Origin of the sequence: Bremerella alba (assembly GCF_013618625.1) — a bacterium.
GTDB classification, from domain to species: Bacteria; Planctomycetota; Planctomycetia; order Pirellulales; family Pirellulaceae; genus Bremerella; species Bremerella alba.
Map to the genome: position 1 here is coordinate 141,924 of NZ_JABRWO010000002.1, position 18,327 is coordinate 160,250.

Consider the following 18,327-nt stretch of genomic DNA (forward strand, 5'->3'; position numbering starts at 1 on the left):
TCTAAAATTCAGGCAAATGAATCTGTACGCTTATCCTGAAGGTGTGCCCGTGTCGATTGCAACTCACACGCAACGCAAAATGGAACTCTCTGACATCGATTTCATCACCCAAGAAGCGATCCCTCTCGCGGCCGATATCCTCCAGGCATCGAAGTCGCGTGAGACGACAGAGGATCGAGCCAACTTGGCGAAGGTGGCTGGTCTGATCAACGATCAAGATGGCAAAAAGTTAACCGTCGCGATGGTCGATCAGGTGCTGCGCATCAAAAATCCGCGACGTTCGGCCATCCATCTGCAATCGCTAGTTCAGCAGTACGGCCTGCCAGATTACTTCAGTCCTCGAGATCGCTGCTTACTTCAACTGGGGGTATGGGCCGCTCAATTCGCCCCGAGTTTAGTGATGCCGCTGGTTAGAAAGCGAATTCAAGCCGACTCGTCGCATGTCATCATCTCGGCCGAGCCGAAACCATTTGCCACCTACCTGAAACAGCGCAAGCGCGACGCAATTCGTATCAACCTGAACCAATTGGGCGAAGCTGTTCTCGGCGAGAAAGAAGCACAAGTAAGACTTCAGCTCTATCTTCAACGCATTGCAGATCCTGCGATTCATTACGTTTCGGTCAAGCTGTCTGCTGTCGCCGCTCACATCAGTTTGACTGGTTATCAAGCCACGCTCGAGCAGTTGAAACATCGGCTCCGAACCCTATATCGAGCAGCAATGGCCCCTGGGAATGGCAAGCACAAGTTCATCAATCTTGACATGGAAGAATATCGCGACCTTTACTTGACGGTCGATGTCTTACGCTCGGTGCTCGAAGAGCCCGAGTTTCGCGATCTGTCGGCGGGGATCGTGCTTCAAGCTTACCTGCCAGATTCGCATGCGGTTCAGCAATCCTTAACGCAGTGGGCTAAGCAGCGAGTTGCCCGAGGTGGAGCCGACATCAAGATTCGTTTGGTCAAAGGAGCGAACCTGGCGATGGAGCAGGTAGAAGCCTCTATCCATGGCTGGCCGCAAGCCCCTTACCACACGAAGACCGAAACCGACGCGAACTATAAACGCATGGTCGAATATGCCCTCCGACCTGAGAACGCCGAAGCAGTGCGGATTGGATTGGCAAGTCATAACTTGTTCGATATCGCGTTCGCCCTTCGTTTGTCACAACATCGCGAGGTTGTCCATCGCGTCGACTTCGAGATGCTCGAAGGAATGGCTAACGCTCAAGCTCGCGAGATGCGTGATCGCACAGGCGACCTGCTGGTCTATGCCCCCATTTGCTACGATGCCGATTTCGATTCCGCCGTAGCCTACCTGGTCCGCCGCTTCGACGAGAACACGCAGCCGGGAAGCTTTCTGGGATCGCTGTTTGCAATGGAAGTCGACTCACCTGCCTGGCAGGAACAAAGTCAGCGTTTTCTCGCTGCCGGCAAGCTGGCCCAGTCCCATCAATTGGCTACCCAACCCCATCGCAATCAAGACCGGAGCACCGAACACTTCACGGCAACCTCGGCAAACCAACCCTTCGAGAACGCCCCAAACACCGACTTTTCAATCCCTGCCAATCGCCGGTGGATCGAGGGATTACTCGACGTTTGGAATGAGAGATCCTACGGCACCATCCCTGTGCAAGTGGGTGGGGTTGAAGAAACGACCGATAATATCGCTGATGGTCTCGATCCTTCGCATCCAGGGGAGATTCTCTATCGCTACGCCAACGGCGATGCTTCTCATGTGGAAATTGCTTTGCAAACCGCTACTCAGTCTCAACCCCAATGGGAGGAACTGGGCATAAAGCAGCGTGCTCAGATTCTACGTCAGTTCGCCGCCGTGGCCGCGCAGCAGCGAGGCGAAACGATGGGCGTGATGCTGGCCGATGCCGGCAAGGCAGTGCAGGAGAGCGATGGTGAAATCAGCGAGGCAATCGACTTTGCCGAGTATTACAGCCGCTCGCACAACACCAAAGGGTGGAACGACGGCACAACCTCATCGCCTGTCGGGGTGGTGGTCGTTACGCCGCCTTGGAACTTCCCCTACGCGATTCCCGCCGGCGGTTGTCTCGCCGCGTTGATGGCCGGTAATAGCGTTATTCTGAAGCCTGCTCCGGAAACGGTCTTAACCGCGTGGCACTTGGCCTGCCAGTTGTGGGAAGCGGGCGTTCCCCGCAAAGTCTTGCAGTTTCTACCGCTGGACGACGGCGACAACGGTAAGGCCCTGCTGAGCGATCCTCGCACTTCAATTGTCGTTCTCACCGGGGCATACGCGACCGCCCAGCTTTTCCAATCGTGGCGACCAGCGATGCAATTGTATGCCGAGACAAGCGGCAAGAACAGCATGATCGTTTCCTCGGCGGCAGACCTCGACCTGGCAATCAAAGACCTCGTGCGTAGCGCCTTCGGTCACGCCGGACAAAAATGCTCGGCCGCCAGCTTGGCGATCGTTCTGCGAGATGTCTATGAGAGCGACCAGTTCCGCAATCAGCTTCGTGATGCGGCAGCGAGCTTGCATGTTGGATCTGCTTGGGATCTCTCTGCGGATGTCACGCCGATCATTCGACCGCCACATGCCGAACTGAAAAGAGGCTTGACGAAGCTAGAGCCGGGTGAGTTTTGGCTGCTTGAACCCCAAATGATTGACGATAACCCATGCCTGTGGAGTCCTGGTATCCGGCTGGGGGTGAAACCTGGCAGTTGGTATCACCGCACCGAATGCTTCGGCCCAGTACTGGGAATCATTTGCGTCGATTCACTAGAAGAAGCGATCCGCATCCAGAACGACAGCGAGTTCGGTCTGACCGGAGGCTTATATTCGCTAGATTCCGAAGAGATCACTACATGGCGCGAGTCGGTCGAAGTTGGCAATGCTTACATCAACCGTACGACGACCGGCGCGATTGTTCAGCGACAACCTTTCGGAGGTTGGAAACACTCGGCCGTCGGACCTGGCGCGAAAGCAGGTGGCCCTAACTACGTGGCCGCGTTCCAAAACTGGTCGCAAGCCGCCTTGCCTCAAGCCATGCAAACCCTTTCGGCCGAATTGCGCGAGCATGTGGCAATCCTCGGCAAAGCCCTCCCGTCGGACGATGATCGCCAAGAATTACAAGCAGCAACTGCCAGCTACGTTTATTGGTGGGACCATTACTTCTCAAGAGAACATGATCCATCCTCGTTGCTCGGAGAAACCAATCACTTCCGCTATCGACCTTTTCCGAAACATGTCGTTCGTGCCGAAGGTGACCCTATGCGCATGGTCGACTTAGCCAAGAGTTTCCTACTGTGTGAAATCGCTGAAATCCCCTGGGAGTTGAGCGCCGCTTCGCAAAGCAATTGGTTTAACCGACTGCCATCGGCGTTGAAACAACGTAGTCGAGCGGAATCCCAAGAGGAATTCATCCAGCGGTTGTCGCAAACCGAACCAGGGTGTCTGCGCGTTGTCGGGTCCTCGGACCTCGATCCACTCTTCGACCTGAAACGCTGTGGCTATCGCATCTTGAGCTCGACGTGTTACGCCAATGGGCGGCTCGAATGGCTCGGGTATCTGCGAGAACAATCGGTGACTGAAATCGTCCACCGACATGGGAATATCGTTTCCCGGCAACACCAACGGCAATAAAGAATACTTGATAGAACGCATTCCGAGTCGATGTTATGATGGCGAGTCTGGCCCCCCTTGACCTCCCCTGTCGACTTGGTTTCTTATGCATCTCTTTCGTACTCTCGTATTGCTGACCGTTTTCTACGTGACCACTGCCATTTCGGCGGCTGAGCGTCCTAACATCGTCTGGATCATTGCCGATGACCTCAGCCCAGAGTTGGGTTGCTATGGCTACCAAGGAGTTAGCACCCCTAATATTGATCGCCTGGCCGACCAGGGGCATCGCTATACAGAGGCGTTTTCTACCTCGCCGGTTTGCTCGTCCTCGCGTTCCGCGTTCATCACTGGGGTTTACCAGACGGCAACCGGGACGCATCATCATCGCACGGAAGTCAAACGACCGCTGCCGAGTCCTGTCGTTCCCATTCTCACGTTGTTGAAAGACGCCGGGTACTACCTCAGCAATAGCAACAGCACGATGACTCGCCCCGGCAAGACCGACTACAACTTCACTACCCAAGGCCAGGTTTTCGATGGTATCGATTGGTCGATGCGTGAAAAGGGACAGCCGTTTTTCGCGCAAATTCAAATCCACGAACCGCACCGCGCGTTCATCCGGGCCAAGGATTTGGCCCGAGCCGATGACGTCGAGATTCCTTCTTACTACCCAGAGCACCCGGTCATCCGTGCGGATTGGGCGAACTACCTCGCCAGCATCGAAACGCTCGACCAGCATGTGGGTGCCGTTGTGCAGCGATTAAAAGACGAAGGGGAATTCGATAAGACGGTGATCTTCTTCTTCGGAGATCACGGTCGGCCTCACTATCGCGACAAACAGTGGCTTTACGACGGCGGCCTTCGCGTTCCGCTTGTGGTGCACTTGCCAGGACATCTGAGCTCTGGTGTGGTCAACAACGATTTGGTCAGCCTGATCGACGTCAGCGCGACAACCATTGCCGTCGCTGGCCTGCCCGTACCTGAGTGGATGGACGGCCAAGATTTTCTTTCCGATGACTTCGCAGGGCGGACCATGATCTTCGCTGCGCGAGATCGGTGCGGTGACGCGGTCGACAGAATTCGCTGCGTGCGTACCGATTCGTTCAAGTATATTCGCAATGACTTCCCCGAACTTCCCTACACCCAGCGAAGTGGCTACAAAGAGCTTCAATACCCAGGCATGACAGTCGCTCGCGTATTAAAGCAGCAGGGCAAGCTGGAAGGTCCGCCGGCGCACTTTTGGACTGAGTCACGTCCTGCGGAAGAACTCTATGACTTGAATGCCGACCCAGATGAAACCAACAATGTGGCCGATGATAAGAAATACGCGAAGGTATTGGCCACTCTGCGCAATGAACTCGATCAGTGGATCGCCGGCACAAACGACTATGGTTATCAGCCTGAACCGCAGCTCCAAGAAACGATTGAGGCCAGTCGCAAGTGGTCGAACGGAGCATTTAAGCGACGCGGGCTCTCACCAGACGTCAAGCCGGATGTGTATCTAAACTGGTGGGAAAAGGAGTTAGGCGTCTCGCAGCGGTAACTCTGCCTAACTGGTCTCGGGCATGAAGGTCGGCATGACAATCCCCTCGGGCTTCGTCCATTCACCACGGACTTGCGAAAAGTGAAGCTCACAGTTCCTCGCTCCCCAACCGTACAACTGTTGAACCAGCTCGCTTGCTTCAACTGGGACAAGCCACACCGGCGATCTGCCAGCGTGATGCTGCAATTCGGAATAGATCAACGCTGCGGCATCCTCTTCCGTTCGCATCGCGCCTGGTCCTAGCATGTTCGAGCCAGGATGAAATACCGAGGCCAGAACTCCGTCGAGTTCCCCAGAGCTATTGACGATGACGGATACGTGCCATAGCCCGGATTTGTTTTCCAGAAAGTGGCGGTAATCGTCAGGGCGGCGAATGTGATGCAGCTTTTCTTCCAACGCGACGATCGCCTCCAGGTCGCCAGCGGTTGCTTCACGCACGCAGTCCAGCCGAGCTGGTGGCGTGCCTCGTTGTATTCCGCTCTCCGGCACTTCCAGGTACATATCTTGATAGGTTGCCCGAGGAACGAAACCAGCTCGACTGTAAAGCGAGAACGAATCTAGATTCAGAGCGCTCGACACCAGTCGCACCGGCTTGTTTACCTTCTCAGCCAGATCAATAACGGCCTGCAAGAGCTTCCGCGCGACACCTCCGCCGAAGTGATCGGGGTGAACGTTCATGATCCCCAACGACACGTGAGTGGGGCGTGGATGGTAAAAGCAAGATCCGGCAATCACACCAGACTCGTCACACCTAGCCACCACGCAGCATCCGGGATCAATGGCTTCGTACACTTCACAAAACACGCTTGCGACCGACACGTCGCCGGTGAAGATAGGCGGTCGGGCATGCGATTGATACCAGGCGTTGGTCGAATGGTAAATCAACGAGGTAACTTCATGCTGCTGCTCAGTCGTCATCGATTGAATCGTATAGCTCGACATACTTCGTCCTGTACCATGGCTCGTGAATCACTCCAAACAGTGTCGATATTCTCCAACGATTACTACATTCGTGCCACCCTTCGACGAGTGGGTTCATTTTCGACCAGAAAAGTCTCGCGTCATTTCCGCAGATCCATTAAAATGGCGATTCGGGCATCTCCTTGCCCTCCTCCTCTGTTTCCTTCCACTTCCCTCCTTCGGTAATCGAGCGTGGCGATCGTATGACCCAGCTGCCTCATTTAGCAGATTTCGCTCGCCTCGTGGCGATTATTGCGGTTGCGATGCTGCCAAGTGTTGCTTTCGCGGCTGATAATTCACAGACGGATGCGGTACGTTTCGAACAAGATATCTACCCCCTCCTTCGCAAGGCCTGCTTTGAATGCCACGGCGCCGATACGCAAGAGGCCGGATTACGCGTTGACGAGCGCCGTGCTTTTTTCGATTCGGGTAGCGTTGTCCCTGGTAATCCAAACGATAGCGAACTTTTGCGAAGAGTCATGCTGCCTGAGGGACATGACGAAATCATGCCCGCCGTGGGCGATCCGTTCACGACCAATGAGGTGAGTTCTCTTCGCGACTGGATTGTCAACGGAGCAACCTGGCCCCAAGATTTCATCCCTCCCAAGCACTGGGCATATGTCTCACCTGATCGGCCGATGCTACCGGAAGTGAAACATAAACCATGGCCCCAGTCTCCGATCGACCACTTCGTCCTGGCCAAGCTCGAATCGCTTGAGTTGGAACCATCGCCTGCGGCTTCCCCGGAGAAGCTCCTACGCCGGGTCCATCTCGACTTGATCGGACTGCCCCCCACGCCGCAGGAAGTGAATGCGTTCGTATCCAACCCATCTCAGCAGCATTATCGCCAAATTGTTGACGAGCTTTTAGCAAGACCGCAATTTGGCGAGCGCTGGGCACGACCTTGGCTCGACTTGGCACGTTATGCTGACTCGCATGGATTTCAGCGCGACGATCTCCGCGAGATTTGGGCATATCGCGATTGGGTCATACAAGCGATGAACGACGACATGCCGTTCGATCGATTTACGATCGAGCAAATCGCTGGCGACCTCTTGCCTGATGCGACCGAATCGACTCGGATCGCAACTGGGTTTCATCGCTGCGCTCCGACCAATGTCGAAGCAGGCTCACTGCCGGAAGAAACCCGGACCGAGCAGATCATCGACCGCGTCAACACCACAGGCGCCGTCTGGCTCGGAACGACGCTCGAATGCTGCCAATGTCACGATCACAAGTACGATCCTTTCCCCACGAAGGACTACTACCGGATGCTGGCATTCTTCAATAGCACGCAGCGCGAGGCAGACCGTACCGACTCGAAGAAGCCCAGCTCAATCGCGTTTCAGGGACCGTCCATGGATCTCGCGAATCCTCAGCGAGCACAGCGGCGGAAACAACTTCAAACAAAACAGGCTGAAGTCAAACAGCAACAATCTAAGCGACGCGACGAACTCGCAGACGAATTAAAATCCTGGGTCACAAGTATTGACTCCGACGCAATGAAGTCGATGCCTGACCCGGTCAAAGAGGTGATCGCAAAAGCCCCTGAACAGTGGACCCCTAAAGAAGAAAAGACGCTGCTTGATCACTGCATGAAACAAGATAGTTCGAGTCAAAAGATCACCAAACAGCTAAGTAAGATACAACGCGACCTGAAATCTGCCGCGCCGGACAAGACGCTGGTGATGATCGAACTTGAAGAAGCGCGTCCCACGCATATATACGAGCGTGGGAACTATCAGACCCCCGGCGCGCCTGTCCAACCTGGCACACCTGAAATCCTGCACGCGATGCCCCAGGGGCCGGGTAATCGGCTGTCGCTGGCACGCTGGCTGGTATCGCAGGAGAACCCGCTGGTCGCTCGCGTGGTCGTCAATCGCTGGTGGGCTGAACTATTCGGTCAAGGTATCGTGTCGACGGAAGAAGACTTCGGCATCAAAGGAGAGCAACCAACCCATCCCGAACTATTAGACTGGCTGGCGGTCGAGTTCATGGAAAACGGCTGGTCGCGCAAGAAACTACTGCGGGAGATCGTGCACTCGGCAACCTACCAGCAGTCGTCCAACATCACCCCGCAGCAGTTAGAACGTGACGATCGCAACAAGCAACTTGCACGCGGTCCACGCATGCGGATGGATGCCGAAATGATTCGCGACAACGCCCTGGCGATTTCCGGCTTGCTTAGCCTCAAGCAGTTCGGCCCTCCCATTCGTCCATATCAACCCTCAGGCATTTGGACCAAAGTCGGCGGGCAAAAGTACAACTACCAGGTTAGCCCCGGCAACGAGCAACATCGCCGAGGGATATATGTCGTCCTTAAACGAGGTTCACCCTACCCAAGCTTTCTCAACTTCGATGCCAACGCGCGCCTTGCGTGCACGGTGCAGCGGTCACGCACCAATACTCCCCTGCAAGCTCTCACGCTGCTGAACGACCCCGTTTACGTCGAAGCCGCCCAGTCCTTGGCGCAGCGAATTCAAAGCGAAGCGGCAGATCGCCCGCTTAACCAGCAGTTGACTTACGCCTTCCAACTGTGCACTGCGCGTACTCCGAACAAATCGGAACTTATCACGCTGAGACACTTGGTCGAGCTATATCCCCAGGACATCGACAAGGGCTGGTTCAATGTCGCAGCGGCATTGCTGAACCTACACGAAACCATCACGAAGGACTAGCGCGTCGCGATGAGCACCAAAGACCATCAACAAGCCACAACGCGCCGGGGATTCCTGCGGAATTCAGGCATCGGATTTGGTGGCATCGCGTTAGCGTCTCTGCTGCAAGACAATGGCAGCGCTAAAACGTTAGCCCCGCATCGTGTGCCGCGTGCCAAGCATGTGATCTATTTACACATGATCGGCGCTCCGTCGCAATTAGATCTGTTTGAGCCGAAGCCGGAACTCGTCAAACGACATAATCAGCCTTGCCCCGCAGAAGTGACCAAGGATCGTGATTTCGCTTTCATTGGTAAGACATCCACCCTCGCTGGTTCCCCATGGAAATACAGGCAACACGGATCGTGTGGCCATAGTTTTTCCGAACTGCTGCCCCACCTGGCAGGGGTTTCCGATGAGATCGCAATGATCCATTCGGTACATACCGAAGAGATCAACCATGCTCCGGCTCAGATGTTTCTGCACTCCGGATTCGGTCGTGGTGGACGCCCCAGTTTTGGGTCGTGGGTATCCTATGGTCTAGGATCTGAAAACGAAAACCTGCCAGGCTACATCGTCCTGCTTAGCGGCCCTAAAGGAGGCGCCGGAACAAGTCTCTGGTCGAGTGGTTTCCTACCCAGCATTCATCAAGGAATTCAGTTTCGCTCGGAAGGGGACCCGGTGCTGTTTTTATCCAACCCGAAGGACCACTCCACCCAAGATCGGCGACACGTTCTCGACACCGTGTCCGATCTTAACCGGCAGCACTTGGCTGCCACCGGTGACCCTGAAATTGAAACGCGGATAGAGCAGTACGAGATGGCCTTTCGCATGCAGGCATCCGTACCGGATCTGATGAACCTGGAAGGGGAAACCAAAGAGACGCTCTCCCTGTACGGGGCCCAGCCAGGGAAAGCATCGTTTGCCAATAATTGCCTACTTGCCCGGCGACTCGTTGAACGGGGTGTGCGTTTGATCGAGCTTTACGATGCCGATTGGGACCACCATAACAATCTCGACAAGCGTCTTCCGGCCAAATGCAAGCAAACCGACCAAGCGATTGCCGCGCTGATTCTCGATCTCAAGCGACGGGGTTTGTTAGACGATACGCTCATCGTTTGGGGCTCCGAATTCGGTCGTACACCACTACGCCAAGGTGGCAATGCCAAGGGGAACTCGGTGGCAGGTCGCGATCACCACAAAGACGCATTCACCATGTGGTTAGCTGGTGGCGGCGTGAAAGGGGGCGTCAGTCACGGGCGTACCGATGACTTCGGCATGGACATCGTCGATAACGGAGTCCACGTTCACGACCTCAACGCGACCATTTTGCATCTATTAGGCATCGATCACGAGCGACTCACCTACCGCTACCAAGGACGCGAGTTCCGCCTGACCGATGTGGATGGCAACTTGATTCGTCCGATACTGGCTTGAGCGACCTGGTAAATTTCACGGCCCCTTGGACATTATCTATAAGGAAACCGCCCTGGTTCGGGTGATAGACTAAACAGTCCTTGGCGATCCGTCGTGGCTGCCTTGGTTCACGTTGTGGACATTCCCTCCTTAGTCCCCTCTTCCCGTCTTGCCATTTGGCTGAAAAAGGATCCCGACCATGCGAGCGATCGTGATCTCCGCCTCTGCTGTCTGCTTCTTGTTATGCGTTGCCCCTCCATTGCAGGCAGCCCCACCGGAAGGTTATCTCCCCAAGGGAAATGATGGCCGGCAATTAAACCTCGACTTCGAGACCGGAACACTTCAAGACTGGTCGGCCCAAGGTGAAGCGTTCCAAGAGCAACCCATCGAGGGAGACACCATACATCGTCGTCGCAGTGACATGAGGAGCCGACACCAGGGCAAGTATTGGATCGGTGGATACGAACGTAAGCAAGACGAACCCACCGGCACACTCACCTCGGACTCGTTCCAGGTCACGCATCCCTGGGCGGCCTTTCTACACAATGGTGGATCCTTTGCAGAAACCCGAGTCGAGCTAGTGAGTGCCGCCAATGACAAGGTCTTTTACTCTACGGTTGGTGAGAAGCGTGAGGACATGCGTCTGGTGGTCGTCGATTTGAAGCCGGTCGCAGGCAAGCAGATCTACATTCGCCTGGTCGACGAACACCGCGGTGGCTGGGGACATCTTAACTTCGACAATTTTCGCTTCTACGACGAAGCTCCGGCTAAACCGAAGCCTCCCCTTAAGCCGCTGGTTGCCGATGACTACCCACACGCAGGATTATCCGCTGAACAAGCAGCGGCGGCCATGCAACTGCCTGACGGATTTGCGGCAATCGTAAGTGCCGCCGAGCCTGAAGTCACGCAGCCGATCGCGATGGCATTGGACGATCGCGGCCGACTCTGGGTGGCGGAAGCGTTTGAATACCCACAGCGTGCCCAAGATGGCGAGGGTCGCGACCGCATCTTGATTTTTGAAGACGACGACGGTGACGGCAAGTTCGATAGCCGCAAAGTCTTTTTCGAAGGCCTGAATCTGGTGAGCGGGCTGGAAGTCGGGTTTGGCGGCGTCTGGGTTGGTGCGGCACCCGACCTTTTATTCATCCCCGACGAAGACGGCGACGATGTGCCTGATAGCAAGCCGAAAGTGCTGCTCGACGGCTGGGGATATCAGGACACGCACGAAACGCTTAATGCTTTCATCTGGGGACCCGATGGTTGGCTTTATGGTTGCCATGGGGTGTTTACGCATTCCAATGTCGGAAAGCCTGGCACCCCAGACTCAGAGCGACAGCGGATCAACGCCGGCATCTGGCGTTATCATCCGCTGCGGCACGAGTTTGAGGTCTTCTGCCACGGCACGAGCAATCCTTGGGGAGTCGACTTCAACGACTACGGCCAGGCTTTTGCCACGGCGTGTGTTATCCCGCATCTCTATCACATGATTCAAGGAGCCCGATACCAACGCCAAGCCGGTTCTCATTTCAATCCGCACACCTACGACGACATCAAAACAATTGCCGACCACTTGCATTACCTGGGTGCGACTCCGCATGGAGGCAACAGCAAGTCCGACGAGGCTGGCGGCGGACATGCTCACGCAGGAGCCATGATCTATCTGGGAGATCGCTGGCCAGAACAATACCGCGGCCAGATCTTTATGAACAACATTCACGGCCAGCGTTTGAATGTCGATATCCTCCATCCGAAAGGGTCTGGATACGTTGGCAGCCATGGCCCAGACTTCCTGCTCACGCGAGATCGTGCTTCTCAGATATTGAATATCCGCTACTTGCCCGACGGAAATGCCTACATGATCGACTGGTACGACATGCAGGCATGTCATGACCGAAATGCGGCTGCGCACGATCGCAGCAACGGCCGGGTTTACAAAATCTGTTACGGCAAGAGTGAATCGGTCAAGGTTGACCTGCCCTGGAAAAGCGATCTCGAACTGGCCGAGCTAACTTTGCACCCCAACGACTGGTACGTCCGCCACGCCCGAAAGGTATTGCAGTATCGGACGACTAGTGTTGATATCGCCCCGAACGCAATCTCCCGCCTACAAGAGATCGCCGACACCCACGCTGACCCGACGCGCCGGCTAAGGGCCTACTGGGCACTGCACTCAATCGGCAAACTCGATTCCGAGCGAATCAATCAAATGACCAAAGATGCCAACCCGCATGTTCGCGGTTGGGCGATTCAGTTGGCGTTTGAGACCAACCACCAACCCTCGAAGTCATTCGCGAAAACCATGATTCGTTTAGCGAAAGAGGACCCCTCTCCTGTGGTTCGACTTTATCTTGCCTCGGCAGCTCAACGGATGTCGCTCGATTCAAGGTGGGAACTGCTCTCGGCATTGACCTCTCACGCGGAGGACGCCCAGGACCATAATCTTCCCCTGATGTATTGGTACGCGGCCGAACCTCTGGCCGAAGCGGCACCTGAACGAGCTCTTGCATTGGGTCTGGCTGCAAACGAGTCGATTCCTCAGTTAGGCCAATTCATGCTACGGCGCATCGGCAGTGGTGACTCGAATAGCTCTCTAGCAACATTAGTCAAAGGGGTCTCCACGGTAGACGATCCGAACACCCAGCTCATATTTCTGAAAGCCATGCGTGCGGCTTTGGCTGGTCGGCGTCAAGTCGTCATGCCGCCGGAGTGGGACAAAGTTGGTGGCAAGTTGATGTCAAACGGCAACAGCGAGGTTGCCATCGAAGCGACCGGGCTCGGCGTGACTTTTGGTGATGCAAAAGCCCTGTCGCGAATGCGTCAACTAGCCCAAAATGAACTCGCGAAACCACGTTTGCGAACGGCTGCAATCGAAGCCCTGTTGGCTGCAGACGATCCCCATCTACCAAGCACATTACAATCCCTCGTACCAAATCCCACCTATCGCGATATTGCGATCAAGGGTCTGGCTCAATACGATGACCTCCAAACGCCCGATAGTCTATTTGCTGAATATGCCCAGATGTCGCCGGGCGACAAGCGTTTGGCCCTGGCCACGTTGTGTTCGAGACCATCCTATGGAAAAGCGTTGCTCGCGACGATCGCCCATGGGGATATCCCTTCTAGTGATTTATCCGCCGATCTCGTTCGACAGTTGTCTAACCTGCAAGACATAGACATCAACACGCAGCTGAGATCAGTCTGGGGCTCAATTCGTGATACTCCGGAAGAGAAAGCCCAGCTGATCGAGCATTACAAAAAGTTAATCGCCCAGAAGACGCTACCCCAGGCCGATATAGAACTCGGACGTGCCATCTTCGCCAAAACCTGTCAGCGTTGCCACACTTTGTACGGCGTTGGTGGAGCCGTCGGTCCCGATTTAACAGGCTCGAACCGAGCGAACCTCGACTATCTCTTGAGTAACATCGTCGATCCGAGTGCCGTGATGGCGAAGGAATACCAACCTTCGATCATCCTGCTCGAATCTGGTCGCGTACTGACAGGCATTGTTCGCCAAGAAGATGACAAGACGCTCATTCTAGAAACGGCCGAAGATGTCTTGCCCCTTCCCAAGGATGAAATTGAAGCACGTCGGCTCAGCGATAAGTCGATGATGCCAGACGACCAACTTCGACCATTTTCTGAACACGACGTTCGTTCACTGGTCGCCTATTTGCAAAGCAAAACCCAAACAGCGCTGCTGGCAACTTCAGAGAACTCCGCTGATCTGTTCAACGGAACCGACCTGAAGGGATGGACAGGTGATCCCGCACTGTGGTCTGTCGAAGACGGGGAGATTGTCGGGAAGACAACCAAAGGCATTCCACAGAATAGTTTTTTAATCAGCGACCTTGCCGCAGAAAACTTTCGCTTGACCATGCAGGTGCGACTCGTGAAGAACGAGGGCAACAGCGGCGTGCAATTTCGCAGCCAGCCACTACAAGATGGTTCGGTCAAAGGATACCAGGCCGATATCGGGGCCGGTTGGTGGGGCAAGCTGTATGAAGAGCACGGCCGAGGCCTACTGTGGGAGAAATCCGGCCAGCGGCACTTGAAGCCAGATCAGTGGAACACTTACGAAATCAGCGCTCAGGGACCCGATATCAAGACACTTCTCAATGGTCAGCCGTGTGTGCAACTCCAGGACCACGAAGGGGCCAAACGTGGCATCTTCGCTTTGCAACTTCACTCAGGAGGTCCGACCGAAGTCCGTTTCCGCAATTTGAAGTTGGAAATTCTTCCCTAATCGACTTCCTGATCGATTCTCCTTCAAAAAACTCCCTCGCTGTCGCACCCTCAACTTGCCAGCGAGGTAAGATAAAGCATACGCTACGCGACTGTCCTGCCCTTTATTCTCTTCCCAGATAGACGACACGATATGACGACATTCTATTCTCGCGTCCTACTTTCCTTGACCTTTGTTTTGGCTACTGGAAGTTCTCTGCTGGCAGCAGATGAGCGATACCAGGTCTTGTTCAACGGTAAAGACCTTTCCGGTTGGAAAGGACTCGACAAGTTCTGGTCGGTCCAAGACGGCACCATCATAGGTGAAACAACTTCGGAGAATCCCACCAGCGGAAACACCTTTCTCATTTGGCAAGGCCCGCAGCTTGGCGACTTCGAGTTCCGCGGCAAGGTCCGTTTCCAAGGCAACAACTCCGGTGTGCAGTACCGTAGCGAAATCGTTGATGCCGATAACTATGTTCTCAAGGGGTATCAAGCCGACTTGCATCCCCGCCAAGAATACTTCGGCATGCTCTACGGAGAAAAAACGGGCCGAGGCATTATCGCCACCCGTGGACAGCAAGTGGTGATCAGCGAGGACGGCAAAAAGAAAGTCACCAGCCAGGTCGGTGATAGCGAACTACTGACCGATGACGATTGGAACGACGTGCACATCGTCGCCGTCGGCAATCGTTTGATTCACCAGATCAATGGTATCACCACGGTCGATGTCACCGATAAAAGCAAGCAGGCCATGTTGCAAGGAGCCCTCGGTTTGCAGCTACACGCCGGGCCTCCGATGAAGGTCGAATTTCGCAACCTCCTGCTCCGCCAACTGAAGGGAGACGAAGCGCAAGCGGTCCTCTCCCAAGCAATCAAGTCCGGTACACCGAACGACAAGTCCGCTTCTGTTGAGCCCACCGATGTGGCCCCCCAATCCAGTGAAGCCTGGCTTACCTCGCAACCGATTGCCAAGTGGATCTGGTCGAAGAATTCTCCTGACGGCCACAAGCTGAACCTTCGCAAGACATTCGAAGTAAGTGGCAAGGTCAAAGCGGCTCGGCTCTATGCCACCTGTGACAACAGCATGAAGTTAATGCTCAATGGAAAGCCCATCAAAAGTACTAACCAGTGGCAAACACCAATTGAGTTGAACATCACCCAATCGCTTAAGCCAGGCAACAACGTCTTAGCCGTCGCAGGTGAAAACGAAGGTGGTATCGCTGCAATGGTGCTGAAGCTTGTCGTGGAACTCACCGATGGCACCAAGCAAACAATCGTTACGGACGAGAGCTGGAAGATCAGCGATTCCCAAGTCAAAGATTGGGAGCAGGTCGCTTTCGACGACACAAGCTGGAACAAGCCCACCATTAAAGGAAAATTAGGGGATGGCCCTTGGCGAATTCCGAACTACACCTCTCAAACACAAAAGGGGGAAGCCAAAGACCCGCTCAATCCGAAGAACATTCTCACCGCACCAGGCTTCGTCGTCGATCACATATATACCGTTCCCAAAGAACAAGGCAGTTGGGTCTCGCTGACGACTGATCCCCAAGGACGTTTTTACGCCTGCGATCAAGGAGGAGCGGGACTGTTCCGAATCACCGTTCGTGAAGACTACGAGCCACTAATCGAGCCGGTCTCGGTCGACGCACTCAAGTCGATATCCGGTATTCAAGGGATGATCTGGGCCTTCGATAGCTTGTGGGTCCACCGCAACGGTGGGCACCTTTATCGATTGACTGACTCCAACGGCGACGACAAGCTCGACACGGCCGAAACGATTCCCGGCGGAACTGGTGGCGGCGAACATGGCAACCACGCGGTCATTGTTACCGAGGATGGAAGCGATCTTTACTTGGACGGCGGAAACCATGCTCCGCTAGGTAAGTACAAGAATACACACGTCGCAACCTGGGACGAGGATCTGCTGCTTCCACGAATGTGGGATGCCAATGGACATGCTCGCGGAAAACTGGCCCCAGGCGGTTGGATGACTCGTCTGAACGTCGACACGAAGGACCAAACGGTCTACACGATCGGCTTCCGAAATCAGTACGATATCGACAAGAATCGCTTCGGCGATGTCTTCACATTCGATGCCGACATGGAATGGGATTTGGGCCTGCCGTGGTACCGACCTACCCGCATTTGTCATGTGGCCAGTGGTGCAGACTACGGCTGGCGAAGCGGTTCCGGCAAGTGGCCAGCCTACTACGAAGATAGCGTTCCACCAGTGGTTGACATCGGCCCTGGCTCTCCGACCGGTGTGGTTTCCGGTAAGGGAACCGCATTTCCGACACGATACCAAGATGCAATCTTCGCACTCGACTGGACCTTCGGCACGATCTACGCGATTCACTTGAAACCGCACGGAGCGAGCTACCAAGGTGAAGCCGAACCGTTTACCTTCGGTTCGCCACTGCCGGTGACCGATGCCATCGTTGGCCATGATGGAGCGTTATATTTCACCATCGGTGGCCGTGGTACCCAGTCGGCTCTGTTCCGTGTTCGCTACATCGGCGACGAGTCGTTAGAAGCCCCTAGCGAAATCGATCCGGCTGCGGCAGAGGCCCGCACGGAACGCCGACAACTGGAAGCATTCCACGGAATCGAGGCGCCGGCAGCCGTTGAGTTTGCCTGGCCATTTCTTTCCAGCAAAGATCGCTTCCTGAGAAACGCCGCTCGCGCCGCGATTGAAAGCCAGCCAGTCGAAACGTGGTCTGCTTCGGTGTTGAGCGAACAAAACCCGCAAGCACACGTGACGGCGGCCGTCGCCCTGGCACGTATGGGCAACCAAGATCATCGTGCCCCACAGTTGGCAAGCTTGTTAAAGATGGATGCCAAATCGCTCGACAAAAGCGAGCTTCTCGGTCTGCTGCGTGCTTACTCTCTCACCTACATCCGACTTGGTTCTCCGACCGAGTCCGAGCGTACCCAGGTTATCGCTCAGCTCGATCCGTTGCTACCAGCCGGCGACCCCGACATCAATACGGAACTAATTCGTGTGCTCACGTATCTTCGCGCCGACAGCGTAATCGCCAAAACGATGATGTTGATCGAGAAGCGTTCTGCGCCTGAGATTCCTGATTGGTCGACCCTTGCTACACGTAATGCCCGCTACGGCGGAACGGTGAATTCTCTCTTGAGCAATCACCCCCCAACACGCGAACTGGGCTACGCCTTCATTTTACGAAACATGCGTTCTGGCTGGACCCTGAATCAACGCAAGGCGTACTTCACTTTTCTGAACGAAGCCGCCAAGGCCTCAGGAGGCGCCAGCTACCCTGGTTATCTGACACGTATCCGCGACGAGGCGTTGGGTAACAGCACCGACGCCGAGCGTAAAGCACTCGAGGGGATCACCGGCGAAGACTTCAATCCTGTTCCCGATTTCCCGATTGCCAAAATCGAAGGCCCCGGAAAACAGTACACGCTTGACTCAGCCATGGCGGCTGTGCGCGGCAAGCCTAACTTCGAACGCGGTCGATCGCTTTTCTTTAGCTCGACCTGCGGCAAATGCCATCGACTGGGAACTCTCGGCGGTAGCATTGGCCCCGACCTTACCAGTATCCCTCACAAGTTCGACCAGCGTTACCTTGTCGAGGCGATCGTCGATCCTAGCAAGAATATCTCCGATCAATACGGATCGTCGATCGTGTTGTTGGACAGTGGCCGAGTGATTACAGGCCTCCTCGTTGAAAATGACGAAGAGGTCACAATCTACCCCAACGAGCCCAATGCTGATCCGGTGAAGGTTTCACGAGACGAAATTGAAGACGTCCAATCGTCTCCTGTTTCCCAGATGCCCAAGGACTTGCTCAATCCGCTAAATCCGGAAGAAGTTCGCGACCTGATCAACTACCTGATGGCATCCGGCAATCCCAACGACAAGCGATACCGTCAAGGCAAATAGTCGCTTGCCACTCAGACCTTACCTTATT

Annotated in this window: 7 protein-coding genes; 6 read left to right on the forward strand and 1 reads right to left on the reverse strand. The window is 55.1% G+C overall.

What is annotated here, in order from left to right; all coding sequences use genetic code 11:
* The first annotated feature begins 49 nt into the window (after window positions 1-49).
* Window positions 50-3,607: a bifunctional proline dehydrogenase/L-glutamate gamma-semialdehyde dehydrogenase gene (locus tag HOV93_RS03820; protein ID WP_207395142.1), complete on the forward strand. Its 3,558-nt coding sequence runs from the start codon at window positions 50-52 to the stop codon at window positions 3,605-3,607.
* 85 nt (window positions 3,608-3,692) lie between these two features.
* A complete protein-coding gene (locus tag HOV93_RS03825; RefSeq protein ID WP_207395143.1) occupies window positions 3,693-5,129 on the forward strand; it encodes a sulfatase family protein in 1,437 nt (478 codons plus the stop codon).
* A 6-nt stretch (window positions 5,130-5,135) separates the two neighbouring features.
* Here HOV93_RS03825 and HOV93_RS03830 read toward each other — a convergent pair whose 3' ends face one another.
* Window positions 5,136-6,071 (reverse strand): GNAT family N-acetyltransferase, encoded by a 936-nt coding sequence (locus tag HOV93_RS03830; RefSeq protein ID WP_207395144.1) that lies wholly within the window; start codon window positions 6,069-6,071, stop codon window positions 5,136-5,138.
* 221 nt (window positions 6,072-6,292) lie between these two features.
* Here HOV93_RS03830 and HOV93_RS03835 point away from each other — a divergent pair, with 221 nt between their 5' ends.
* The 4 genes from HOV93_RS03835 (at window position 6,293) to HOV93_RS03850 (ending at window position 18,299) form a co-directional block, all read left to right on the forward strand.
* Window positions 6,293-8,767, forward strand: a complete 2,475-nt coding sequence (locus HOV93_RS03835; protein WP_235989798.1) for a PSD1 and planctomycete cytochrome C domain-containing protein — start codon at window positions 6,293-6,295, stop codon at window positions 8,765-8,767.
* A 9-nt stretch (window positions 8,768-8,776) separates the two neighbouring features.
* A complete protein-coding gene (locus HOV93_RS03840) occupies window positions 8,777-10,183 on the forward strand; it encodes a DUF1501 domain-containing protein (RefSeq protein ID WP_207395145.1) in 1,407 nt (468 codons plus the stop codon).
* A gap of 178 nt (window positions 10,184-10,361) precedes the next feature.
* Window positions 10,362-14,405: a PVC-type heme-binding CxxCH protein gene (locus HOV93_RS03845; protein ID WP_207395146.1), complete on the forward strand. Its 4,044-nt coding sequence runs from the start codon at window positions 10,362-10,364 to the stop codon at window positions 14,403-14,405.
* Window positions 14,406-14,537: 132 nt separating this feature from the next.
* A complete protein-coding gene (locus tag HOV93_RS03850) occupies window positions 14,538-18,299 on the forward strand; it encodes a family 16 glycoside hydrolase (protein ID WP_207395147.1) in 3,762 nt (1,253 codons plus the stop codon).
* Window positions 18,300-18,327: the final 28 nt, after the last annotated feature.

What these genes read in the sequence shown, in the direction of transcription:
- HOV93_RS03825 (WP_207395143.1), top strand. Translation starts at nt 3,693, where the DNA reads ATGCATCTCTTTCGTACTCTCGTATTGCTGACCGTTTTCTACGTGACC.
- HOV93_RS03830 (WP_207395144.1), bottom strand. Translation starts at nt 6,071, where the DNA reads ATGTCGAGCTATACGATTCAATCGATGACGACTGAGCAGCAGCATGAA.
- HOV93_RS03835 (WP_235989798.1), top strand. Translation starts at nt 6,293, where the DNA reads ATGACCCAGCTGCCTCATTTAGCAGATTTCGCTCGCCTCGTGGCGATT.
- HOV93_RS03840 (WP_207395145.1), top strand. Translation starts at nt 8,777, where the DNA reads ATGAGCACCAAAGACCATCAACAAGCCACAACGCGCCGGGGATTCCTG.
- HOV93_RS03845 (WP_207395146.1), top strand. Translation starts at nt 10,362, where the DNA reads ATGCGAGCGATCGTGATCTCCGCCTCTGCTGTCTGCTTCTTGTTATGC.
- HOV93_RS03850 (WP_207395147.1), top strand. Translation starts at nt 14,538, where the DNA reads ATGACGACATTCTATTCTCGCGTCCTACTTTCCTTGACCTTTGTTTTG.